This window comes from Streptomyces sp. NPDC046727, assembly GCF_040645635.1.
Classification (GTDB): Bacteria; Actinomycetota; Actinomycetes; order Streptomycetales; family Streptomycetaceae; genus Streptomyces.
Map to the genome: position 1 here is coordinate 206,503 of NZ_JBEYYR010000008.1, position 22,347 is coordinate 228,849.

The following is a 22,347-nucleotide window of genomic DNA, read 5'->3' on the forward strand; positions in this document are numbered from 1 at the left end:
GGCCTGCTCCCTCTGTGTGGCGGGTCTGCTGGCGCTCACGCCGGCCGCTGCCGCCGCCGGACCCCGGGCCGGGGAACCCGCCCCGCCCCGTCCCCGGGCCACGATGCCCGGGCCGTCCCTGCTCTACCGCTCCGGCCCCCAGGTCCGGCCGCACCCGGGCGCCCCCGGCCTGCCGGACGTCTCGGCGCTCTCCTGGCTGGTCGCCGACGCGGGCAGCGGGGAGGTGCTGGCGGCGAGCGACGCCCACCGCGAACTGCCGCCCGCGAGCACCCTGAAGACCCTGTTCGCGCTCACCGTGCTGCCGGTGCTGCCCAGCGGGCTGCAGCACACCGTGCGGTACGACGAACTGGCCGACGTCGGCGAGGGCAGCAGCCTGGTCGGCGTCGAGGAAGGGCACACCTACCAGGTGGCCGACCTGTGGCGTGGGGTCTTCCTCAGCTCCGGGAACGACGCCGTGCACGTGCTCGCCCGGCTGGGCGGCGGCTGGCAGGCCACGGCCGCCCGGATGCAGGACACGGCCCGCTCGCTCGGCGCCCTGGACACCCATGTGGTCTCCCCGGACGGCTACGACGCCCCCGGGCAGGTGTCCTCCGCCTACGACCTGGCGGTGTTCGGCCGGACGGGCCTGCGCAACCCCGACTTCGCCCGGTACTGCTCCACCGCCGAGGCCCGCTTCCCCGGTGACGGGTCGTCGTACCCCATCGAGAACACCAACCGGCTGCTGACCGGCGAGGACGGCGTGGCGCCGTACCCCGGGCTGATCGGGATCAAGAACGGCTACACCAGCAACGCGGGCAACACCCTGGTGGCCGCGGCACACCGGGGCGGGCGCACCCTCGTGGTCAGCGTGCTGAACCCTCAGGCCGAGGGCGGGTTCACCGTGTACGAGGAGGCCCGCGCCCTGCTCGACTGGGGCTTCGCGGCGGCCGGGCGGGTGGACCCGGTCGGCTCGCTGGACGGGCTGCGCCCGCCCTCCCGTTCGGACGGGTCCGCCGCGCCGGTGGCGGCGGCCGGGTCACCGGCGCCGGACGACGACTCGGTATGGTCCGGGACCGCCGTCGTCGCTGGGCTCTCCGGGCTCGGCGCGGGAGCCCTGGCGCTGGCGCTGCGGGCCAAGGGCCGGACCGCCCGCGGCTGACTTGCCGGCAGGCCGAGCAGCAGGCCCAGCGAGATCCACGTGTAGACGTTGCTGCCGAGGAACCCGTCGAGGCCGGAGGCGTCGTCGAACCACAGCCACACCACGCTGGTGCACAGCACCGCGTACAGGGCGCCCGCGACCCGCAGGTGTCCGGCGCGCACCAGCACCGCGAAGGACGGCAGCAGCCAGACCAGGTGGTGCACCCAGGTGATCGGGCTGACCAGGCAGGCCGCCGCCCCGGTGAGCGCGAACGCCGCCGTCCAGTCGCCGGCCGCGGCCGCCCGGCGGCTGCGCCACGCCCACACGCACAGGGTCAGCAGGACCGCCGTGGCCCACAGCGGGCGGCCGGTCTCGCCCAGGCGGGCCAGCACACCTTGCAGCGACTGGTTCGACACGTAGTCGACGCGGCCCACCCGGCCGGTGTCCCACAGCGCCTCGGTCCAGTAGAAGCGGGAGGCCGCCGGGTCCGCCCAGGCGGCCAGCGCGGTCGCGGCGACGGCGACGGCCGTGGCGGTGCCGGCCGCCCGCCGGCGCCCGGCGAGCAGCAGCAGTCCGATGAACAGGGCGGGCGTGAGCTTCACGGCGGCGGCGAGCCCGATCCCGGCGCCCGCCCAGCGCCCCCGGCCGGTCGCCAGCAGCCGGCAGTCGCCGAGGACGAGGGCGAGCAGCACCAGGTTCACCTGGCCGAAGCTGAACGTGTCCCGCAGCGGCTCGAACAGGGCGAGCAGGCACAGGCACAGCGCCCACCGGTACCAGCCCTGGCGCCGCCAGTCCCGCCCGGCCAGGATCCGCAAGGCCGCGGCGAGCGCGGCCAGGTTCACCAGCAGGGACACGACGATGGCGGCGGTCCGGCCGAGCAGGGCCAGCGGCAGCATGGCGAGGGCGGCGAACGGCGGATACGTGAAGCCGTACGCGGTGCCCGGCACCCGGTAGTCGTAGATACGGCCGCCGTGGTGCGCCCAGGTGTGCACGGCGCCGTAGTACACCCGCAGGTCGAAGAAGTCGCGCAGCAGCGGCACGGTCGCCGTGAACACCGTCACCGCGGCGACCAGGAGCAGGACGAGGATCAGCCGGCCACGGTCCGTGCGAGGCCCCAGCGGTGCCGCCCGCCCGGGCAGCCCGGGCCGTCCCCAGGGCCCGGTCATGCGGTGCGTCCCGGGACCGGGGCCTGCGCCGCCTGGTGGGCCTGCCACAGGACGACCACGCCGAGCACTCCGCCGGAGACGGCCAGCACCAGCTGGCCGAGGTCGGCGGGCCCGCCGCTGGGCAGTACGGCCAGGGCCAGCACCCCCGCAAGGGCGGCCACCCGGTGCCGTACCGAGGTGCTGGGCGCGGCGGCGGCGATGAGGAACAGGCCCCACAGTACGTACCAGGGCCGGATCGCCGGGCCGAAGACGGCGACCGCGAGCAGGCTCAGGCCCAGCGCGTACACCGGCCGTGGGCGCAGCCGTAGCCAGATCAGCAGGACGGCGACGGCGGTGGCGGCGAGGCCGAGCAGATGCCAGGCGGGGACGGCGAGCGGGGCCAGACCGCTGCCGAGGCGTTCCAGCAGGGCTCCCGTCGCGCGGCCGAGCAGGCTGGTCAGCGCCCAGTTGTGGGCGGAGACCGGCGTGTCCAGGGCGCCGATCCAGCCGTAGCCCGTGCCGGCGACGGCCGTGGCCGCGACCGTGGTCGCGGCGGAGGCCACGGCGGTGGTCAGGACGGCCGGCAGCGGCGGGCGGCCTGAGCGGACCCGCAGGGCCACGACGGCCAGCAGACCGAGCGCGGCCGGCGCCTTGACCAGGGCGGCGAGGGTGACGAGGACGGCGCCGACGGCGGGTCTGCGGCCCCGCGCGGCGACCAGTCCGAGCCCGAGCAGGCCGAGCATCAGGGCGTCGTTGTGGGCGCCCGCGACCAGGTGCAGCAGGACGAGCGGGTTGAGGGCGCCGAGCCACAGCGCGGCGGCCGGGTCGGCGCCGCTGTGCCGGGCGAGGCGGGGCAGCGCCACGGCCATGAGGGCCACGCCGAGCAGGGCGACCAAGCGCATGCCGAGCAGGCCGGCGGGTACCTCGCCGCGGGTCACCCCGGACAGCGCGGAGGCCAGGCCCAGGAAGGCGGGGCCGTAGGGGGCCCCGGTGTGCCGCCACATGGGCGCGACCTCGTCGGCGAGCGGGCCGCCGAGCTCGGCCGGGCCGTGGGCGTACACGTCCAGGTGGGCGTCGACCATGGCGCCCTGCGCCAGATAGCTGTACACGTCCCGGCTGAACAGCGGCGGCGCGAGCAGCAGGGGCGCCGTCCAGATCGCCAGGACGAGCAGCAGGGCGCGCGGGGTGGGCGGCCGGGGGCCGCGCACGAGGCGGCCGAGGAGCACCCAGGCCGCTGTCAGCAGGACGACCCCGAAGTACACCCCGACCAGGCCGAGCGCCGCCTGCACCGAGGCGGGCGCCAGGAGGTCCCGGACGGGCAGGGCGCCGGCCGTCTCACCGCCGAGGGCGAGGAAGGCGGTACCGGCCAGGCCCAGTACCTGACAGCGGCGGAGATCGACGGGGAATGCCATGGCCAACACTGGGTCAGCGTGTCAACGCCGGGTGGCCGGAAGGCGACACTCCCTCCACTTGACGGCGGCCCGCACGTGACCGGCGTGTGAGCGGTGATGATCGGGTGATGTCGGCGTCGGCGCCGGCCGCGGACGTGGTGGCACTGCTCGACCTCCTCGGCGTCGGGAAGGCGGACCGCCTCGTTTCCGGCCCGACGGTCAGAACACGGAGAGACCGGTGAGCGTGGTGAACCGGTCCAGGGCCGCGACCCCGGCCACCGAGTTGCCGCGTTCGTCCAGGCCCGGGCTCCAGACACAGAGCGTGCACCGGCCCGGTACGACGGCGATGATCCCGCCGCCGACCCCGCTCTTGCCGGGCAGGCCGACGCGGTAGGCGAAGTCGCCGGCCGCGTCGTACGTGCCGCAGGTCAGCATGACCGCGTTGACCTGCTTGGCCTCGCTGCGGCTGAGCAGCCGGCTGCCGTCGGCGCGGATGCCGTGCCGGGCGAGGAAGCCGGTCGCGAGGGCCAGGTCGGCGCAGGAGGCGGCGATGGAGCACTGCCGGAAGTACTGGTCGAGCAGGACCGGCACGTCGTTGTCGATGTTGCCGTAGGACGCCATGAAGTGGGCGAGGGCCGCGTTGCGGTCGCCGTGGGCCGTCTCGGAGGCGGCGACCTCCTTGTCGAAGTCCAGGTCGGCATTGCCGCTCTCGGCGCGCAGGAACGCCAGCAGTTCGCCGGCCGCGTCGCCGGTACGGGTCTGCAGGCGGTCGGTGACGACGAGGGCGCCCGCGTTGATGAAGGGATTGCGCGGGATGCCGTTCTCGTACTCCAGCTGGACCAGGGAGTTGAACGGGTTGCCGGAGGGCTCGCGGCCCACGTGCTCCCAGAGTTCGTCGCCCTCGCGGGCCAGGTCCAGGGCGAGTGTGAAGACCTTGGTGATCGACTGCGTGGAGAACGGCTGCCGCCAGTCCCCCACCCCGTAGACGGTGCCGTCCAGTTCGGCGACGGCCATGCCGAAGCTGCGCGGATCACGGGCCGCGAGGGCCGGGATGTAGTCGGCGGGACGGCCGCGCCCGGGCGTGTGATTGATCTCCTCGGCTATGCGCTCCAGGACCGGCAGGAAGGTGAGGGACGACGTCGTTGTCATGATCACTATTGTGCCTCCCGGTCGGCCCCGGAGCGTAGTCGTGGCGGCGTTGCCGCAGGTCAGGCGGCCGGTGCGCCGCTGCCCGCGACGACCTCGGGGCGCAGCAGGTCGGCCAGCCGCTCGGCCGGCAGCAGCCCCTTCTCCAGCACCAGTTCGGCCACACCGCGGCCGGTGATGAGGGCCTCCTTGGCGATGTCGGTGGCCGCCGTGTAGCCGATGTGCGGGTTGAGCGCGGTGACCAGGCCGATGGAGTTCTCGACGGTGGCGCGCAGCCGCTCGGTGTTGGCGGTGATGCCGGACACGCAGCGCTCGGCGAGCGTCAGGCAGGCGCTCTGGAGGTGTGTGATCGACTCCGAGAGGGAGTGCAGGATGATCGGCTCGAAGGCGTTGAGCTGGAGCTGTCCGGCCTCGGCGGCCATGGTGATGGCGACGTCGTTGCCGATCACCTCGAAGGCGACCTGGTTGACCACCTCGGGGATGACCGGGTTGACCTTGCCCGGCATGATCGACGAACCGGCCTGGACCGGCGGCAGGTTGATCTCGCCGAGGCCCGCGCGCGGTCCGGAGGACAGCAGGCGCAGGTCGTTGCAGCTCTTGGAGAGCTTGACCGCGATCCGCTTGAGGACGCCGGACATCTGGACGAAGGCGCCGCAGTCCTGGGTGGCCTCGACGAGGTTGACGGCGGTGACCAGGGGCAGCCCGGTGATGGCGGCGAGGTGCCGGCGGGCGGCCTCGGCGTATCCGGCCGGGGCGTTGAGGCCGGTGCCGATGGCCGTGGCTCCGAGGTTGATCTCATGGATCAACTCGACGGCCTCGGCGAGACGGCTGCGGTCCTCCTCGATCATGACGGCGAATGCGGAGAACTCCTGGCCGAGCGTCATCGGCACAGCGTCCTGCAACTGTGTACGGCCCATCTTGAGCACGTCACGGAACTCGACGGCCTTGCGGGCGAAGGCGTCCTGCAGTACAGACATCGACTTGAGCAGTCCATGTACCGCGAAGACCGTCGCTATCTTGACGGCTGTCGGGTAGACGTCATTGGTTGACTGGCCCAGGTTGACGTCCTCGTTGGGGTGCAGATGCGTGTACTGCCCCTTGGCGTGGCCGAGCAGCTCCAGCGCGCGGTTCGCCACGACCTCGTTGGCGTTCATGTTGGTGGACGTGCCGGCACCGCCCTGGATGACGTCCACGACGAACTGGTCGTGCAGCTTGCCGGCCCGGATCTCGCGGCAGGCGGCGACGATCGCGGCGGCCTTCTCGGGCGGCAGCAGGCCGAGTTCCTCGTTGGCGAGGGCGGCGGCCTCCTTCACGGCGGCCAGCGCGTCGATCAGGTGCGGGTAGGCGGAGATCGGGGTGCCGGTGATGGGGAAGTTCTCCGTCGCGCGCAGGGTGTGGACGCCCCAGTACGCGTCGGCGCGGATGTCACGGTCGCCGAGGAGATCGTGCTCGGTGCGGGTGGCGGCGGTCATGAGGTACAGGTCCTCTTTCTGAGGTACAGAGGTGACAGCGCCCCTGAAAGGGGCGCGGGGAACTGCGCGACCGGCCGCGACCGGCCCGCAGATCAAAACGGCCTGACCAGCGGAGCGCTACGCGCACGCGGTGAGCGGCACCGGATCCAGCGCACGCACAGGCCGCACACACCCCACCGGCTCACCACCCCCGAGCAGCGGCTCCCCCGCGAACTCGGTAAGCAGCTCGGGGTCGACACCCGCGCGGGCAAGAGCGGCAGCCGCAACCGGTACACGGGCCCTGTTCGCCCCGTCGGCGATCTTCACCGCGACGGCCCGGCCATCAGGCAGCGCGGCGACCTGCACGCCCTCGAAGCCGTCCTTGGCGAGCAGCCCCGGCACGGCCCGCATCAGCGCGGCCACGTCACGCCGTGCGCCGGAGGCCATCTCGGCGTGCGAGCGCATCGCGTCGGCGACGCGGGCCTCGGGGGTGCCGGGCGCGGCCGAGGTGATCCGGGCGAGGGCGCGGGCGAGGCCGTGCAGGGAGATGGAGAACAGCGGGGCGCCGCAGCCGTCCACCGTGACCCGGGCGACGCGCTGGCCGGTCAGGTCCTCGACGATCTCGGCGATGGCCTGCTGGAGCGGGTGCTCCGGGTGGAGGTAGTCGTCCAGGGACCAGCCGTTGAGCCGGGCGGTCCAGAGCATGGCCGCGTGCTTGCCGGAGCAGTTCTGGGCGAGGCGGGAGGGCGCCCGGCCCTCGCGGACCCAGGCGTCCCGGACGACCGGGTCGTACGGCATGTCGGGCACGTTGCGCAGATCGTCCTCGGCGAGGCCGGCGAGTTCGAGGATGCGCCGGGTGCCGGCCAGGTGGCGCTCCTCGCCGGAGTGGCTCGCGGCGGCCAGCGACAGCAGTGCGCCGTCGAGGGGCAGCCCGGCCCGCAGCATGGCCACGGCCTGGACGGGCTTGAGGGCCGAGCGCGGGTAGAAGGCCGCCTCGATGTCGCCGAGCTGGAACTGCACCCGGCCGTCGGCGCCGAGGACGACGACGGAGCCGTAGTGGATGCCCTCGACGACCCCGCCGCGGATGAGGTGGGCGACGGGGGTGTGGAGGGGTTCGCGGACGACGGGTGCGTCGGCGGGGGAACTGCTGTACATCACTGCCTGAATCATGGGGTCGGGGCCGGCCGGTACGCGGGTCACGCGTCGGCGCCGGTGGATGTGCGGGATATGCGGGCGCGGATGGCGTACCAGCCCGCGACCAGTGCGGCGACGATCAGCGGCAGACAGAGCACGGTGGTGCGTCCGGCGCCGCCGTCGGCGTACATGAGGACCAGGACGGAGGCGAGGAACGCCAGCGTCACCAGCTCGGTCCAGGGGGAGCCCGGCAGGCGGTACGACGGCCGGGTCAGTTCGCCGTTCCGGGTCTTCTGCCAGAAGAGCAGATGACAGAGCATGATCATGCCCCAGGTGGCGAGGATGCCGATCGCGGCGAAGTTGAGGACGATCTCGAAGGCGTCGGCGGGGACCACGTAGTTCAGGCCCACGCCGAGGACACAGATACCGCTGGTGAGCAGGATCCCGCCGTACGGGACCTGGCTGCGGCTCATCCGGCCGGTGAACTTCGGGGCGGAGCCGCTCATGGCCATGGAGCGCAGGATGCGGCCGGTGGAGTACAGGCCGGAGTTCAGCGAGGACATGGCGGCGGTCAGGACGACCAGGTTCATCACGCCGCCGGCCGCCGGGACGCCGATGTGGGACAGGACCGTGACGAAGGGGCTCTGGCCGGCGGTGTACTTGTTCCACGGGAGCAGCATCGACAGCAGGATCACCGAGCCGACGTAGAACAGGCCCACGCGCCACATGATCGAGTTGATCGCCTTCGGCATGATCTTCTCGGGGTTCTCGGTCTCGCCGGCGGCGACGCCGACCAGCTCGACGGAGGCGTAGGCGAAGACGACGCCCTGGACGATCAGCAGCATGGGCAGCAGGCCGTTGGGGAAGACGCCGCCGTTGTCGGTGATCAGGGACGGGCCGGGGGTGACGCCGTCGACGGGGTGCTGGGTGACCAGCAGGAAGATGCCGATGCACATGAAGACGACGAGCGCGCCGACCTTGACGATCGCGAACCAGAATTCGAGCTCGCCGAAGATCTTGACGGAGATCAAGTTGACGGTCAACACGACCGCAAGGGCGATCAATGCGATCAACCATTGCGGGATGTCGGAGAACATGCCCCAGTAGTGCGTGTAGGTGGCCACCGCGGTGATGTCGGCGATACCGGTGGTCGCCCAGTTGAGGAAGTACATCCAGCCCGCGGTGTACGCGCCCTTCTCGCCCAGGAACTCCCGGGCGTACGACACGAAGGCACCGGAGGACGGGCGGTACAGGACGAGTTCGCCGAGGGCGCGGACGACCAGGAAGGCGAAGACGCCGCAGACGGCGTACGCGATGAAGAGGGAGGGCCCGGCGTCGGCGAGCCGGCCGCCCGCGCCGAGGAAGAGGCCGGTGCCGATGGCACCGCCGATGGCGATCATGTTGACGTGCCGGTGCTTCAGGCCTTTGCTGTAGCCGGCGTCTCCGGCGTCGACATGGCCGGACGAGGGGCGCGTCTCGTCTTTGAGGTGCTGCTCGCTCACGCCTCGGGTCCGCCTTCCGTTGGGGAGTCCGTCCGCTGGGGACGGACGATGTCGGTGAGGGTCGTCTCGACGCGGTCCAGGTGGTGGCTCATGGCCTCCACGGCGTCGAGTTCGGAACCGTCGACCAGTGCCTCGACGATCGCCCGGTGCTCGCGGTTGGACTGCTCGCGGCGCCCGCCCAGCTCGTTGAGGAAGGCCGACTGACGCGCCAGTGCGTCGCGGATCTCCTCGATGACCCGGCGGAAGACCGGGTTCTGGGCGGCCTCGGCCACGGCGAGGTGGAAGAGGGTGTCCATCGCGACCCAGGCGGTGGTGTCCGTCTCCCGCTCCATGCGGTCGAGCAGATGGGCCAGGTGGTCCAGGTTCTCCGGGGTGCGGCGCAGGGCCGCGTAGCCGGCGACCGGGATCTCGATGTGGCGGCGCACCTCCAGCAGGTCGCTGGCCGCGTAGTCGCCGAAGGTGGGGTCCTCGACGGCGTCCGCGACGACGAAGGTGCCCTTGCCGGTCCGGGAGACGGTGAGGCCCATGGTCTGCAGCGCGCGCAGCGCCTCGCGCAGCACGGGCCGGGACACCTCAAGCGTGCGGCACAGCTCGGCCTCGGAGGGGAGCTTGTCGCCTATGGCGTACTGGCCGCGCTCGATGGCGCTGCGGAGGTGGTCGAGCACCGCTTCCATGGCGCTGACGCGCCGTGGGGCCCTACCACCTGTCTGGCTGTCTGACAGGTTCACGGGAGCGATCCTGCGGGGTGCGAGCGGCGACTGTCAAGGCATCGCGCATGGAAACATTCGCGGGGTGCGGCGCCTGTATGCAGGCATCCGCACCCCGCGGGTGATCAGCGGTGTTCGCTCAGCTGTTGAGCGTGCCGGTGGCGAGCAGGCCGAGCAGGCCCACGCCGATGAGGATCCGGTAGATCACGAAGGCGTTGAAGGAGTGCTTGGCGACGAACTTGAGCAGCCAGGCGATGGAGGCGTAGGCGACCACGAAGGAGACGATCGTGCCGACGGCCAGCGGGGCGGCGCCCACGCCCGCACCGAGGGCGTCCTTGAGCTCGTAGATGCCGGCGCCGGTCAGGGCCGGGATGCCGAGGAAGAAGGACAGCCGGGTGGCGGCGACGCGGTCCAGGTCCAGGATGAGCGCGGTGGACATGGTGGCACCGGAGCGCGAGAAGCCGGGGAAGAGCAGGGCGAGGATCTGGGAGCAGCCGACCCACATCGCGTCCTTGAAGGACGTGTCGTCCTCGCCGCGCTTGTGCCGGCCCATCTGGTCGGCGGCCCACATCACGCCCGAGCCGATGATCAGGGAGCCGGCGACCACCCACAGCGAGGCGAGCGGGCCGTCGATCAGCGGCTTCGCGGCCAGGCCGACCACCACGATCGGAATGGTGGCGGCGATCACCCACCAGGCGAACTTGTAGTCGTGGTGGTAGCGCTCCTCGCGATTGGTCAGACCGCGGAACCACGCGGTGACGATCCGCTTGATGTCCTTGAAGAAGTAGACGAGCACGGCGGCGATGGCGCCGACCTGGATGACGGCGGAGAACCCGACGACCGACTTGTCGTCGACGGGGATGTCCATGAGCCCCTCGGCGATCTTGAGGTGGCCGGTGGAGGACACGGGGAGGAACTCGGTCACGCCCTCGACTACTCCGAGGACGACGGCCTGGCCGACGGAGATGGCGCTCATGGGATCCAGTTCTGCGAGAGTTGGTCGACAGTGCTGTAGACAGTACTTGCTGCGTCAGGCCGGATGGCAATCCCTAGGCCCACAGGGCGCCGGCGAGTGAGACGCCGGTAAACGCCGCCGCGAGTCCCGCCACCACACCGGCCCCGACGTTCAGGGCAGCGTAGAGGCCGGAGCCCGCCTCGGTCAGCCGCAGGGTCTCGTACGAGAAGGTCGAGTACGTCGTCAGCGCGCCGCACAGCCCGGTGCCCAGGAAGAGCCGCAGATGGGGACCGGCCGCCCCGGCGGAGGCGGCGCCGGTGAGCAGACCGAGGACCAGACAGCCGGCCACGTTCACCACGAAGGTGCCCCAGGGGAAGAGCGAGTCGTGGCGGGCCTGCACGGCACGGTCGGTGAGATAGCGCAGGGGCGCGCCGATCACGGCCCCCGACACGACCAGGAGCCAGTTCACAACGACTTCTTACCCTCCGGGTCCGTTTCGTCCGGACTGTCCGCCCGGTGCGCGCCCCGGCTCCCGTCGGCCGGGTCCTCTTCCGGTCCGGGCAGGACGATCTCGCACTCCTCCAGCGTCACCAGGCCCGCGCCGACGAGTCCGTCGAGCTGGGGCAGGAAGGCCCGGACGCGCTCCTCGGTGTCCACGACGACGACCGTGACCGGCAGGTCCTCGCTCAGGGACAGCAGCCGGGAGGTGTGGATCCGGGAGGTGCCGCCGAAGCCCTCGACGCCCCGGAAGACGCTGGCACCGGCGAGCCCGGCGGCGTGCGCACGGTGCACGATCTCGGAGTAGAGCGGCTTGTGGTGCCAGGTGTCGTCCTCACCGAGGTAGACCGTCAGCCGCAGGGCCGGGCCCGGACGTGACGTCATCGCAGCCTCCTGAGCAGCAGCCGGCGGGTGGCGGCCGAGCCGAGCCAGACCGCCGTGAGGGCCGCGAGCAGCGTCGCGGCGAGATAGGCCAGGCCGAGTCCGGGGCGGCCTGCGCCGACCAGTTCCCGGGTGTCGACCGCGTAGGTGGAGAAGGTGGTGAAGCCGCCGAGGACGCCGGTGCCGAAGAACGGGCGCAGCAGACGGTGGGCGACCCACACCTCGGTGATGAGCACCATGAACACGCCGATGACCGCGCAGCCGACGACATTCGTCCAGAACGTCGCCCAGGGGAAGCCGCCGGGTGGCGTGGGCCAGGTGAGGATGAGCGCGTAGCGGGCCAGCGCGCCGAACGCGCCGCCGGCCGCCACGACCGCGACGACGGGCGCCTGCGTGCGCCACTCGGACCTCCGCCGTGGCACGGGGCGGGCGCCGAGGGTCTCCGTTTCCGGGGCTGACATGCTGGTACGTCTCCTGTTCGGGCCCTGCCCCGACGGGTGATCACGGCCGGAACCAGGGTACCGCCGGGCCAGGCGGCGGCAGGACGCGCACGGACCGCCACGCCGGGCTCGCCGAGGCTGCCGGGCACCGGGCGATCGCCGGTCGCGCGGAGGCCGGTGGCCGTGCGGAAATCCGGACCGGAGGAGGCCCGGGTGGGGCCGGTTCCTTCGTCACCAGCCCTTCTCGAAGATCCGGGCCACCTCGGCGATGCGGATCTCGTCGCGCCGGTAGTGGGTGCGCCAGTGGATCCGGCGGGTGCGCAGGACGCCGAGGCGGGTGAGGAAGTCCAGGTGGGCGAGGGCGGTCCTGTGGGGTACGCCCAGCTTGGCGGCGATGGCGCGCGCGGTGACGCCGGTCTCGGCGGGGTCGCGCCGGGGCGCGGCCGGGAAGTGGACGGCCGGGTCCTTGAGCCACTCCAGGATGGTCTGCCGCATCCGGCCCGAGGGAGTCACCGTCATCCGTCCGCCCTCCTCGTACGCAGTGTTCCCACTGTGGCCCGGGCGACGCCGACGCGTCCGGGACTCGGCGACCGTTGTCCGGTACCGAACGGCAGTGCGACCGAGGAGGGTCCTCGCGCGCCCCGGGAACGCGGCAGGGCCCGGTCGCCGCGTGCGACCGGGCCCGTCACGGACGGCTCAGCGGTGGCTGAACCACGTCATGGAGGAGAGCGCCTTGTCGTCGTAGCCGAACAGGGCCTGGTTCTCCCAGCCGTTGCCGGAGGCGGCGTCGGTCGGGTCCCAGCCGTTGCCGGTGACGGCGGTCCAGGTGGCCTCCCAGTAGAAGACGCCGAGACCGCGGCGGTTCGGGACGGCCTCCACGATGCTCGCCACGTCGTTCATCCACTTGGTCTGGCCGGCCACGGTCGCGGGGTAGCCGGAGACGAGTTCGCCCGTGGTGTCGATCTGGTTGGTGAGCGAGTCGTCGCTGTCCAGGCGGAAGGGGTAGGCCGTCTCGGCGACGAAGACCGGCTTGCCGTAGCGGGAGGCCGCGTCGTCCAGGGTGGTCTGGAAGTCGGAGAGCGGGCCGTGCCAGTAGCCGTAGTACGACAGGCCGATCGCGTCGAACTTCGCGCCGCCCGCGACCGCGTTGTCGAACCACCACTCCGTCCCGGCCTTGTCACCGCCCTTGGCCAGGTGCAGCGCCACGACCGTTGACGAGTTGACCGCCTTGACGGCGTCATAGCCCGAGTTGATCAACCCGATGAGCTGGCTCCAGTTGTCCGTGGATCCCTCGGACCACAGCATGCCGCCGTTGATCTCATTGCCCACCTGGACCATGTCGGCGGTGGTGCCTTGAGCCTTCAAGGCGTTCAACACGTCGTACGTGTGGTTGTACACGTCCGTCTTCAGTTGACTGTATGTATGGCCCTTCCATGCGGCCGGCTTCGTCTGGGCGCCGGGGTCGGCCCAGGTGTCCGAGTAGTGGAAGTCGACCAGGAGCTTCATGCCCTGCGCCTTGATGCGCTTGGCCATCGCGAGGACGTGCGCCTTGTCGTTGAAGCCGTCGGCCGGGTTCACCCAGACCTTCAGGCGCGCGTAGTTCATGCCGTAGGACTTGAGGACGGCGAGGGCGTCGGCGGTGGTGCCGGAGCCGGTCCGGTAGACGCCGCCCTTGGCCTCGCTCTTGGCGAGGGAGGAGATGTCGGCGCCATGGATGGATGTACCGGTGGTGCCGGACGTGAAGGTGAGATCGTCAACATTGATCCAGTTGCCGGCGTTCGCATCACTGTTGATGCTGATGGTGCACTGGTTGTTGGTCACATTGATCGGCGTGACGATCCGGATCCACCCGCTGGACGATATCGGCAGATCCGTGCGCTGCTCCGAACTGCCGCAATTCTTGAGCGCCATGTACGCGGCGTTCTGCCCGCCGCTGGAACGGACCCACGCGGTCAACGTGTAGTTCCCGTTCGTCAGCCCGGACAGGTACTGGTACGTCTCCACCTTGTAGGCGGACGCCGAGTAGTGGGCGAGGCGGTAACTCCCGCCGTGTCCGCCGGACTCGGTGTACGAGGCGCCGGTGTCGCCGTACTCGGACCACCCGGCGGGCGTGGCCACGCCCGAACCGTCGGACTCGAAGCCGCCGTTGGTGAGGGTACTCGCGGCCTGAGCGGTCTGGGCGGGCAGGGCGGTGAGGGCGAGCCCGGCCGCGAGCGGCAGCAGCAGGGCTCCGATGGTGCGTCTGGGATGGAACTTCATCGTCCGTCGTCCCTTCGACGTGACTGGGGAGGGGGCCCCAGTGGGGCTGGAGGAGAACCCCTCCGCCCACGGCTCTCGTGGCACACGCGGGCGGAGGGGAGCCGGCTCAGCCGTCGAGTCGTACGACCCGGACGGCCCCCGCGGGGACCGCCAGGCGGCCCGCGGCGCGTTCGCCCGTCAGCAGCTCGGTGCCGGGCGTGTCCAGCGGCACCTTGGTGTCGCCGGTGGTGTGGTTGATGACGAAGAGGTAGGTGCCCGACTCTCCGCTGCGGCGCACGACCTCGACGTCGCGGGGCAGGTCGGCGCGCGGGGCGAGCCCGGCGTCCTCGGCCGCCCAGCCGATCAGCGTGTCCAGGCCCTGGGCGTCCAGGCGGGTGGAGACGTACCAGGCGGTGCCCCGGCCGAGCCGGTGCCGGGTGACGGCCGGGCGGCCCGCGGTGAGCCCGTCGGCGTACGTCCACACGGTCTCGGCGCCGCGCGGGACCACGAACTCCGTCCACACGTCGCCGGTCAACACGGAGCCGTCCGGGCCGGTCAGCCGCACCCGCTCGTCCTTCAGCAGCGGCGAGAACTCCTCCACGGCCAGCCCGAGGACGTCGCGCAGCGCGCCCGGGTAGGCGCCATCGTGGACGGCGTCGTGCTCGTCCACGATGCCGGAGAAGTACGACACCACGAGCGTGCCGCCGTTCTCGACGTACTCCCGGACGTTGTTCCCGGCGGCTTCCGTCATCAGGTACAGAGCTGGTACGACGACAAGGGGATAGCTCGACAAGTCGGCTTCCGGATGGGCGAAGTCGACGGTGAGGTGCCGGTCGTAGAGGACCTCGTAGAAGGAGTCGGCGCGCTCGCGCGGGTCGTGGTCCTCGCTGGGGCGCCAGGAGAGGTTCTGCGCCCACCAGGACGGCCAGTCCCAGAGCATGGCCGCGTCGGCCTCGGTGCGGGTGCCGCGGAGGGCGCTCAAGGAGTCGACGGAGGCGCCGAGTTCGACGACCTCGCGCCAGACCCGGGTGTCGGTGCCGCCGTGCGGCAGCATCGCCGAGTGGAACTTCTCGGCGCCGCGCCGGGACTGGCGCCACTGGAAGAACATGGCGCCGTCGGAGCCGCGGGCCACGTGCGCGAGGGAGTTGCGGGCCATCTGGCCGGGGGCCTTGGCGGGGTTGCGCGGCTGCCAGTTGACGCCCGAGGTGGAGTGCTCCAGCAGCAGCCAGGGGGCGCCGCCGGCGACCGAGCGGGTGAGGTCGGCGGCCATCGCGAGGTTGACGTGGGTGCGGCGGCCGTCGGTGATCAGGTAGTGGTCGTTGGTGACAAGGTCGACCTCGCGGCCCCAGGCCCAGTAGTCCATGGAGTCGCACTGGCTGAGCGCGGTCATGAAGTTGGTGGTGACCGGGACGCCCGGCGAGAGGCGGTGCAGGATGTCCCGCTCGGCGCGGAAGTTCTCCCTGATGGTGGCGTCGGTGAACCGCTTGTAGTCCAGGGCCTGGCCCGGGTTGCCGACGGTCGGGGTGGCCCGGGGCGGGTTGATCTGCGCGAAGTCGGTGTAGCGCTGGCCCCAGAAGGCCGTGCCCCACGCCTCGTTGACCGCCTCCACGCTGCCGTAGGTGTCGGCGAGCCAGCGGCGGAAGTGGACCTCGCAGGACTCGCAGTAGCAGGCCGAGACGGGGACGCCGTACTCGTTGTGGACGTGCCACAGGGCGAGCGCCGGATGGTCGCCGTAGCGCTCGGCGAGCTTCGTGGTGATGGCCGCGGCGGCGGCGCGGTAGTCGGCGTTGCTGTGGCAGATGGCGCCGCGCGAGCCGAACTCGTAGCGCATGCCCTCGGCGGTGACCGGCAGGGCCTGCGGGTGCGCCCGGTAGAACCAGGCGGGCGGCACCACGGTGGGCGTGCCGAGGTCGACGCGGATGCCGTGGTCGTGCAGGAGGCCGATGACCCGGTCGAGCCAGCCGAAGTCGTACTCCCCCGGCTCCGGTTCCAGCAGGGCCCAGGAGAAGATGCCGACGCTCACCATCGTGACGCCGGCCTTCCGCATCAGCCGGACGTCCTCCTGCCAGACGGATTCCGGCCACTGCTCGGGGTTGTAGTCCCCACCGAAGGCGAGCCTGGTGAGGCCCCTGGGACTGGTGTCCGGCATGGATGTCTCCCGGGAAATCGATCATTTGGGAACGTGCACACACAACGGTGGCGGTGTGATGCCAACATAACCGCACAGCAACAACCATTGACAAGTGTCCGGGACGTTTCTCTACTGTGAACGCTCACAGAAGCATGGCAGGGGCTCCCCAGTGGTGAGCACCCGGGTCATGTGAACGTGCACATCTGCATGGCAGGTCCCCGCAGCGGGCGGGGACCCAGGTCAGGGGAGAAACCATGCCGCACACGAAGCGTCGTCGCCTCGTGACAACCGTCGTCGCCGCGTCTCTCGGCGCCACCGCACTAGCCGCCTGCGGTTCCGAGGACGGCAGCAGGTCCGAGTCGGGTCCGGTCTCGCTGACGTACTGGACCTGGACACCCGGCATGGACAAGGTCGTCGACCTGTGGAACAAGGGGCCGGGCGAGAAGGACAAGATCACCGTCACGGCGAAGAAGCAGGCCGGCGGTGACACGCTGGTCACCAAGATCCTCACCGCGCACAAGGCGAAGAACGCCCCCGACCTGGTGCAGGCCGAGTACCAGGCCCTGCCGACGCTGGTCAGCAATGACGCGCTGGCCGACATCTCCGACGAGGTCGGCGACGTCAAGAGCAAGTTCGCCGAGGGCGTCTGGCAGCAGACCACGCTCGGCACCGACGCGGTGTACGCGGTACCGCAGGACATCGGCCCGATGATGTTCTACTACCGCGAGGACCTGTTCAAGAAGTACGACCTGAAGGTCCCCACCACCTGGGACCAGTTCGCCGAGACCGCTCGCGCGCTGAAGAAGAAGGCGCCGGACAAGTCCCTGACCACCTTCTCCGCCAATGACTCCGGCCTCTTCGCGGGGCTCGCCCAGCAGGCCGGCGCCAAGTGGTGGACCACCTCCGGCGACAAGTGGAAGGTCTCCATCAATGACGCGGCCACCCAGAAGGTGGCCAGGTTCTGGGGCGGGCTGGTCAAGGAAGGTGTCATCGACAACCAGCCCATGTACCAGCCGGCCTGGAACAAGGCGCTCAACACGGGCAAGGAGATCGCCTGGGTCAGCGCCGTGTGGGCGCCGGGCACGCTCACCACGGCCGCGCCGGACACCAAGGGCAAGTGGGCCATGGCCCCGCTCCCCCAGTGGTCGCTGGACCAGGACGTCACCGGCAGCTGGGGCGGCTCCTCCACGGCCGTCACCACCGACTCCGCGCACAAGGAGGCCGCGGCCAAGTTCGCGGCCTGGCTGAACACCGACCACGACGCCCTCAACGCGCTGGCGAAGGAGGGCGGCATCTACCCGGCCTCCACCTCCGCCCAGCTGAGCGGCGCGTTCTCCAACCCGCCGGCGTTCTTCTCCAACCAGCCGGACTTCTACACCAAGGCCGCTGACATCGCGAAGACCACGGCGCCTTCCGCGTGGGGCCCGAACGTGAACGTCGCCTACGCGACCTTCAACGACGCCTTCGGCACCGCCGCGAAGAACAAGTCGGACTTCACCGCCGCCGTGGACAAGATGCAGGACGCCACGGTCGCCGACATGAAGAAGCAGGGCTTCGGGGTTTCTCAGTGACGAGCACGCACAGCCGGAAGGCATACGGGGTCAAGGGGACCCCGTATGCCCACCCGTCTCCCACCACCACCCTCGAACGAGCGCGAAGCGCGCCCTATGTTTTCCTCCTCCCCGCCACGATCCTCTTCGCCCTCTTCTTCGCGCTGCCCATGGGCTACGCGGTCTGGCTCAGCTTCCGCAAGGTGCACGTCTCCGGCCTCGGCCTGGGGCCGGGTGCGCGGACCGAAGTCTGGGCCGGCTTCGAGAACTACACCCAGGCCTTCCAGGACAGCGAACTGCTGCACGGCGCGCTGCGCGTCGTCGGCTACGGCTGCATCGTCGTCCCGGTGATGCTCGGGCTCGCGCTGCTGTTCGCGCTGATGCTGGACTCCGACCGGGTGCGGCTCGCCCCGTTCACCCGGCTCGCGATCTTCCTGCCGTACGCCATCCCCGGCGTGGTCGCCGCGCTGATGTGGGGCTTCCTCTACCTGCCGGACGTCAGCCCGTTCTACTTCGTGCTCGACAGACTGGGCCTGCCGCAGCCGGACCTGCTGGACGGCGGTCCGCTGTACCTCGCCCTGTCGAACATCGCGGTCTGGGGCGGCACCGGCTTCAACATGATCGTCATCTACACCTCGCTCCGGTCCATCCCGGCCGAGGTGTACGAGGCGGCGAAGCTGGACGGCGCCACCCCCCTGCAGACCGCGCTGCGGATCAAGATCCCGATGGTGGCGCCCTCGCTGGTGCTGACCTTCTTCTTCTCGATCATCGCGACGCTCCAGGTGTTCAGCGAGCCGACCACCCTCAAGCCGCTCACCAACTCGGTCAACACGAGCTGGAGTCCGCTGATGAAGGTGTACGAGGACGCCTTCCACCGCGGCGACATCTACGCAGCCGCCGCCGAGGCGACCCTGATCGCACTGGTCACCCTGGTGCTGTCCTTCGGATTCCTGCGGGTCGCGAACCGTCGTAACAAGCAGGAGGCAGCAGGATGAGTACGCTCGCCGTGCGCAAGGCCGCCCCGGCCGCCGGCACCACCCCGGGTACGGCGCAGGGCCCGCCGCTGCGCCGCCGGATCGCGCTGGTCCCGACGGTCACCCTGTTGCTGGGCGCGGTCTACACGCTGTTGCCGGTGGCCTGGGTGGTGATCGCGTCCACCAAGTCCGGCCGGGAGCTGTTCTCCACCTTCACCTTCCTGCCGGGCACCGGGTTCGCCGACAACCTCAAGGACCTGAACGCCTACCGCGACGGCATCTACTGGTCGTGGATGGGCAACTCCGCGCTGTACTCGGGGCTGGGCGCGCTGCTGTCCACCGCCGTGTCGGCGTTCAGCGGCTACGCGCTCGCGACCTACCGTTTCCGGGGCCGCGAGGCGATGTTCAACGTCCTGCTCGCGGGCGTCCTGATGCCGCCGGTGATCCTCGCGATCCCGCAGTACCTGCTGCTGGCGAAGGCCGACCTCACGGACTCCTACCTGTCCGTGCTGCTGCCGCAGATCCTCTCTCCGTACGGCGTCTACCTCGCCCGGATCTACGCGTCCGCCGCCGTGCCGGCCGACGTGGTGGAGGCCGGGCGGATGGACGGGGCGGGCGAGTGGCGGATCTTCACCCGGATCGCGCTGCCGATGATGATCCCCGGCATGGTCACGGTGTTCCTGTTCCAGTTCGTCGCGATCTGGAACAACTTCCTGCTGCCGTACATCATGCTCAGCGACGACGAGAAGTTCCCGCTCACGCTGGGTCTGTACACGCTGCTGGAGCAGGGCTCGAACACACCCGCGCTGTACACGCTGGTGATCACCGGCGCGTTCCTCGCGGTGCTCCCGCTGATCGCGCTGTTCCTGGTCATCCAGCGCTTCTGGAGCCTCGATCTCCTTTCCGGGGCCGTAAAGTCATGACCATGAGCAATACGGGGGGCCGGCGGAAACCGCCGACGATCCACGACGTGGCGCGCGAGGCAGGCGTCTCGCGCGGCACCGTCTCGCGCGTGCTCAACGGCGGGCACTACGTCAGCCCCGCCGCCCAGGAGGCGGTCAACGCCGCCATCCGCAGGACGGGTTACGTCGTGAACCGGCACGCCCGTTCCCTGATCACGGGACGCTCGGACTCGGTCGGCTTCCTGCTGACCGAGCCGCAGGAGCGGTTCTTCGAGGACCCCAACTTCAATGTCCTGCTGCGCGGCTGCACCCAGGCGCTGGCCGCGCACGACATCCCGCTGCTGCTGATGCTGGCGGGCACGCAGGACGAGCGGCGCCGGATCACGCGCTACATCACCGCCGGGCATGTCGACGGGGTGCTGCTGGTCTCCAGCCACTTCGGCGATCCGGTGGCCGAGGAGCTGCGGGAAGCGGGGGTGCCGCTGGTGGCCTGCGGCAAACCGATCGGGCTCGGCTCGAAGGTGAGCTACGTGGCCGCCGACGACCGGGACGGCGCCCGGGACATGGTCCGGCATCTGCTGTCGCTGGGCCGGCGCCGGATCGGCGTGGTCACCGGTCCGCTGGACACCCCCGGTGGTGTGGAGCGGCTCGCCGGCTACCGCGAGGTGCTCGCCGAGGCGGGCCTCGCGGCCGACGAGCGGCTCATCGTCTCCGGCGACTACAGCCGGGCCAGCGGTGAGGCGGGCGCGGAGCGGCTGCTGGCGCAGGCGCCGGACATGGACGCCGTGTTCGTCGCCTCCGACCTGATGGCGCAGGGCGTGCTGGCGGCCCTGCACCGGGCCGGGAAGCGGGTGCCGGACGACATCGCCGTCGGCGGTTTCGACGACTCGCCGGCGGCGACCGCCGCCACCCCGGCGCTGACCACCATCCGGCAGCCGTGGGACCGGATCAGCAGCGAGATGGTGCGGGTGCTGCTCGCCCAGATAGGCGGCGAGGACCCGGCGGCGGTGATCCTGCCGACGGAGCTGGTGCGGCGCGCTTCGGCGTGAGCGCCTCGCGCCCCGTGGGGCGCGTCAGCGCTCCCCGGGTCTGACCAGCCCCGTCTCATAGGCGACGACCACCGCCTGGGCGCGGTCGCGCAGGCTCAGCTTGGCGAAGATGCGGGCCACGTGGGACTTGACCGTGGCCTCGCTGAGCGTCAGTTCGGCGGCCAGGTCCGTGTTGGACAGGCCCCGGCCCATCAGGGTCAGCACCTCCCGCTCTCTCGGGGTGAGCGCGGCCAGGTCGGCGGGCACGGTCTCGGCCGGCCGCTCGGCCTCGGCCGCGTACCGCTCCACCAGGCGCCGGGTGATCTGCGGTGCCAGCAGGGCGTCGCCGGTGCCGACGAGCCGTACGGCCGCCGCCAGGTGTTCCGGGGTGACGTCCTTGAGGAGGAAGCCGCTGGCCCCGAGCGACAGGGCCGTGTACACATACCGGTCCAGGTCGAAGGTGGTCAGCATGAGCACCCGGCAGTCGGGCGCCTCGGCCAGGATGCGCCGGGTGGCCTCCAGGCCGTCCATGACCGGCATGCGGATGTCCATGAGGACGACGTCCGGCTTCAGCTCGCGGACCGCGGTGACGGCCTCGGCGCCGTCGGCCGCCTCGCCGGCCACCTCGATGCCCCGGGCGGTGAGGATCAGCCGGAAGCCGGTCCGGATCAGCGTCTGGTCGTCGGCGATCAGGACGCGGGGCGCCCGCTCGGGCGCGTCCGGGGTCACGGGCGGTCCAGGGGTATGCGCGCCCGGACGCGGAAGCCGCCGCCGAGTCTGCGCCGGGCGTCGAGATCACCGCCGTAGACGGCGACCCGTTCACGCAGGCCGAGCAGGCCGCGTCCGGTGCCCTCGGCGTGCGGTCCCGGGCCGGCCGGTGCGGGGCCCTCGCCATGCGCCGGTGTGGTGCCGGTGAGGACGCTGGGGCCGGTGTTGAGGATCTCGACGCGCAGGGCGTGGTCGGCGTAGCGCACGGTCACCTCGGCCTTGCCGCCGTCGCCGTGTCGGAGCGCATTGGTCAGGGCCTCCTGGACGATGCGGTAGGCGGTCACGTCGATGCCCTGCGGCAGTGGGCGCGGCGCGCCCGAGATACGGACCTCGACGGGCAGGCCGGCGAACGATATCCGGTCCACCAGCGGGCCGAGCCGGTCGAGGCCGGGCTGCGGGGTGAGCGGCGTGCGCACCAGGTCGGCGCCCGGGTCCCCGGCCGGCCCCGGGTCGCTGTCCGTGCCGTCCTGTGCGGGGGCCAGCAGTCCCAGCAGATGTCTGAGGTCGGTCATCGCGCCCCGCCCGGCGTCCTCGACGGCCCGGAGCGCGGTCGCGGCCTCGTCGGGCATCGTGCCGAGCACCTCGCGGGCGGCGCTCGCCTGGACGACCATCAGGCTGACGTTGTGGCTGACGATGTCGTGCAACTCGCGGGCGATCCGGTCGCGTTCGGCCGCGATCGCGGCCTCGGCGGCGCTCTCCCGCTCCCGCTCCAGCAGCCAGCCGCGCTCCCCCACCGCCGTCCGCCAGCGGCGGCGGGTGCGCAGCAGCGCCACGGTCAGTCCCAGGACGGCCGCGCACGCCACCGCGAGCGCCGCCGTCACCACGTCGTACTCCCCCATGCCGTTCATGCTCGCAGACGGCACTGACATCCGCATCGACCTGGGGATTC

The 22,347-nt window shown here is 71.4% G+C and carries 20 protein-coding genes and 1 pseudogene; 5 read left to right on the forward strand and 16 right to left on the reverse strand.

What is annotated here, in order from left to right:
- Nucleotides 1–103: 103 nt before the first annotated feature.
- Nucleotides 104–847: pseudogene (locus tag ABZ937_RS12975) on the forward strand (serine hydrolase); the annotation flags it as partial.
- A gap of 11 nt (nt 848–858) precedes the next feature.
- Here ABZ937_RS12975 and ABZ937_RS12980 read toward each other — a convergent pair.
- From ABZ937_RS12980 to ABZ937_RS13045, 14 genes are all read right to left on the reverse strand, one after another.
- Nucleotides 859–2,283 carry a glycosyltransferase family 87 protein gene (locus tag ABZ937_RS12980; RefSeq protein ID WP_361689997.1) on the reverse strand — a complete coding sequence of 475 codons (1,425 nt, stop codon included), beginning with the start codon at nt 2,281–2,283 and terminating at the stop codon, nt 859–861.
- Nucleotides 2,280–3,674: a polyprenol phosphomannose-dependent alpha 1,6 mannosyltransferase MptB gene (mptB, locus tag ABZ937_RS12985; RefSeq protein WP_361690000.1), complete on the reverse strand. Its 1,395-nt coding sequence runs from the start codon at nt 3,672–3,674 to the stop codon at nt 2,280–2,282. The genes ABZ937_RS12980 and mptB overlap by 4 nt, the downstream gene beginning before the upstream one ends.
- Before the next feature lie 198 nt (nt 3,675–3,872).
- The gene (locus ABZ937_RS12990) at nt 3,873–4,811 is read right to left on the reverse strand and encodes a glutaminase (protein WP_361690194.1); all 939 of its coding nucleotides are present in this window, start codon (nt 4,809–4,811) and stop codon (nt 3,873–3,875) included.
- Between the two features lie 50 nt (nt 4,812–4,861).
- Nucleotides 4,862–6,271 carry an aspartate ammonia-lyase gene (gene aspA / locus ABZ937_RS12995; RefSeq protein WP_361690003.1) on the reverse strand — a complete coding sequence of 470 codons (1,410 nt, stop codon included), beginning with the start codon at nt 6,269–6,271 and terminating at the stop codon, nt 4,862–4,864.
- 117 nt (nt 6,272–6,388) lie between these two features.
- On the reverse strand, nt 6,389–7,405 hold the full coding sequence (locus tag ABZ937_RS13000) for an asparaginase (protein WP_361690006.1): 1,017 nt from the start codon (nt 7,403–7,405) through the stop codon (nt 6,389–6,391).
- Between the two features lie 41 nt (nt 7,406–7,446).
- Entirely contained in the window at nt 7,447–8,886 is a 1,440-nt protein-coding gene (locus ABZ937_RS13005; protein ID WP_361690009.1) for an amino acid permease, read from the reverse strand.
- On the reverse strand, nt 8,883–9,560 hold the full coding sequence (locus ABZ937_RS13010; RefSeq protein ID WP_361690197.1) for a FadR/GntR family transcriptional regulator: 678 nt from the start codon (nt 9,558–9,560) through the stop codon (nt 8,883–8,885). Before ABZ937_RS13010 ends, ABZ937_RS13005 begins: the two co-directional genes overlap by 4 nt.
- 172 nt (nt 9,561–9,732) lie before the next feature.
- Nucleotides 9,733–10,569: an undecaprenyl-diphosphate phosphatase gene (locus ABZ937_RS13015; RefSeq protein ID WP_361690012.1), complete on the reverse strand. Its 837-nt coding sequence runs from the start codon at nt 10,567–10,569 to the stop codon at nt 9,733–9,735.
- Nucleotides 10,570–10,642: 73 nt separating this feature from the next.
- The gene (crcB, locus tag ABZ937_RS13020; RefSeq protein ID WP_361690015.1) at nt 10,643–11,017 is read right to left on the reverse strand and encodes a fluoride efflux transporter CrcB; all 375 of its coding nucleotides are present in this window, start codon (nt 11,015–11,017) and stop codon (nt 10,643–10,645) included.
- Nucleotides 11,014–11,430, reverse strand: a complete 417-nt coding sequence (locus ABZ937_RS13025) for a DUF190 domain-containing protein (RefSeq protein WP_361690018.1) — start codon at nt 11,428–11,430, stop codon at nt 11,014–11,016. The genes crcB (ABZ937_RS13020) and ABZ937_RS13025 overlap by 4 nt, the downstream gene beginning before the upstream one ends.
- Nucleotides 11,427–11,888, reverse strand: coding sequence for a fluoride efflux transporter CrcB (crcB, locus tag ABZ937_RS13030; protein ID WP_361690021.1), 462 nt, complete (start codon nt 11,886–11,888; stop codon nt 11,427–11,429). The genes ABZ937_RS13025 and crcB (ABZ937_RS13030) overlap by 4 nt, the downstream gene beginning before the upstream one ends.
- Before the next feature lie 210 nt (nt 11,889–12,098).
- The gene (locus ABZ937_RS13035) at nt 12,099–12,386 is read right to left on the reverse strand and encodes an ArsR family transcriptional regulator (RefSeq protein WP_361690024.1); all 288 of its coding nucleotides are present in this window, start codon (nt 12,384–12,386) and stop codon (nt 12,099–12,101) included.
- 177 nt (nt 12,387–12,563) lie between these two features.
- Entirely contained in the window at nt 12,564–14,126 is a 1,563-nt protein-coding gene (locus ABZ937_RS13040) for a glycosyl hydrolase 53 family protein (protein ID WP_361690027.1), read from the reverse strand.
- A gap of 106 nt (nt 14,127–14,232) precedes the next feature.
- Nucleotides 14,233–16,254 carry a beta-galactosidase gene (locus ABZ937_RS13045; RefSeq protein WP_361690030.1) on the reverse strand — a complete coding sequence of 674 codons (2,022 nt, stop codon included), beginning with the start codon at nt 16,252–16,254 and terminating at the stop codon, nt 14,233–14,235.
- 236 nt (nt 16,255–16,490) lie between these two features.
- Between ABZ937_RS13045 and ABZ937_RS13050 the strand changes: the two genes are divergently transcribed.
- Genes ABZ937_RS13050 through ABZ937_RS13065 form a run of 4 tightly spaced genes read left to right on the forward strand, consistent with a single transcriptional unit; the run spans nt 16,491 to nt 20,711 of the window.
- Nucleotides 16,491–17,807 carry an extracellular solute-binding protein gene (locus tag ABZ937_RS13050; RefSeq protein ID WP_361690033.1) on the forward strand — a complete coding sequence of 439 codons (1,317 nt, stop codon included), beginning with the start codon at nt 16,491–16,493 and terminating at the stop codon, nt 17,805–17,807.
- The gene (locus ABZ937_RS13055) at nt 17,804–18,781 is read left to right on the forward strand and encodes a sugar ABC transporter permease (RefSeq protein WP_361690036.1); all 978 of its coding nucleotides are present in this window, start codon (nt 17,804–17,806) and stop codon (nt 18,779–18,781) included. Before ABZ937_RS13050 ends, ABZ937_RS13055 begins: the two co-directional genes overlap by 4 nt.
- Nucleotides 18,778–19,683: a carbohydrate ABC transporter permease gene (locus ABZ937_RS13060; RefSeq protein WP_361690039.1), complete on the forward strand. Its 906-nt coding sequence runs from the start codon at nt 18,778–18,780 to the stop codon at nt 19,681–19,683. The genes ABZ937_RS13055 and ABZ937_RS13060 overlap by 4 nt, the downstream gene beginning before the upstream one ends.
- Complete coding sequence (locus ABZ937_RS13065; protein WP_361690042.1) at nt 19,680–20,711, forward strand: LacI family DNA-binding transcriptional regulator; 1,032 nt, start codon at nt 19,680–19,682, stop codon at nt 20,709–20,711. Before ABZ937_RS13060 ends, ABZ937_RS13065 begins: the two co-directional genes overlap by 4 nt.
- A 24-nt stretch (nt 20,712–20,735) precedes the next feature.
- Here ABZ937_RS13065 and ABZ937_RS13070 read toward each other — a convergent pair whose 3' ends face one another.
- Entirely contained in the window at nt 20,736–21,419 is a 684-nt protein-coding gene (locus tag ABZ937_RS13070; RefSeq protein ID WP_361690045.1) for a response regulator transcription factor, read from the reverse strand.
- Nucleotides 21,416–22,297, reverse strand: a complete 882-nt coding sequence (locus ABZ937_RS13075) for a histidine kinase (protein ID WP_361690048.1) — start codon at nt 22,295–22,297, stop codon at nt 21,416–21,418. Before ABZ937_RS13075 ends, ABZ937_RS13070 begins: the two co-directional genes overlap by 4 nt.
- Between the last annotated feature and the right edge of the window lie 50 nt (nt 22,298–22,347).

Coding starts and splice junctions, on each gene's coding strand:
- ABZ937_RS12980 (WP_361689997.1), bottom strand. CDS start 2,283: ATGACCGGGCCCTGGGGACGGCCCGGGCTGCCCGGGCGGGCGGCACCG.
- mptB (WP_361690000.1), bottom strand. CDS start 3,674: ATGGCATTCCCCGTCGATCTCCGCCGCTGTCAGGTACTGGGCCTGGCC.
- aspA (WP_361690003.1), bottom strand. CDS start 6,271: ATGACCGCCGCCACCCGCACCGAGCACGATCTCCTCGGCGACCGTGAC.
- ABZ937_RS13000 (WP_361690006.1), bottom strand. CDS start 7,405: ATGTACAGCAGTTCCCCCGCCGACGCACCCGTCGTCCGCGAACCCCTC.
- ABZ937_RS13010 (WP_361690197.1), bottom strand. CDS start 9,560: ATGGAAGCGGTGCTCGACCACCTCCGCAGCGCCATCGAGCGCGGCCAG.
- ABZ937_RS13015 (WP_361690012.1), bottom strand. CDS start 10,569: ATGAGCGCCATCTCCGTCGGCCAGGCCGTCGTCCTCGGAGTAGTCGAG.
- ABZ937_RS13025 (WP_361690018.1), bottom strand. CDS start 11,430: ATGACGTCACGTCCGGGCCCGGCCCTGCGGCTGACGGTCTACCTCGGT.
- crcB (WP_361690021.1), bottom strand. CDS start 11,888: ATGTCAGCCCCGGAAACGGAGACCCTCGGCGCCCGCCCCGTGCCACGG.
- ABZ937_RS13035 (WP_361690024.1), bottom strand. CDS start 12,386: ATGACGGTGACTCCCTCGGGCCGGATGCGGCAGACCATCCTGGAGTGG.
- ABZ937_RS13040 (WP_361690027.1), bottom strand. CDS start 14,126: ATGAAGTTCCATCCCAGACGCACCATCGGAGCCCTGCTGCTGCCGCTC.
- ABZ937_RS13045 (WP_361690030.1), bottom strand. CDS start 16,254: ATGCCGGACACCAGTCCCAGGGGCCTCACCAGGCTCGCCTTCGGTGGG.
- ABZ937_RS13050 (WP_361690033.1), top strand. CDS start 16,491: ATGCCGCACACGAAGCGTCGTCGCCTCGTGACAACCGTCGTCGCCGCG.
- ABZ937_RS13060 (WP_361690039.1), top strand. CDS start 18,778: ATGAGTACGCTCGCCGTGCGCAAGGCCGCCCCGGCCGCCGGCACCACC.
- ABZ937_RS13065 (WP_361690042.1), top strand. CDS start 19,680: ATGACCATGAGCAATACGGGGGGCCGGCGGAAACCGCCGACGATCCAC.
- ABZ937_RS13075 (WP_361690048.1), bottom strand. CDS start 22,297: ATGGGGGAGTACGACGTGGTGACGGCGGCGCTCGCGGTGGCGTGCGCG.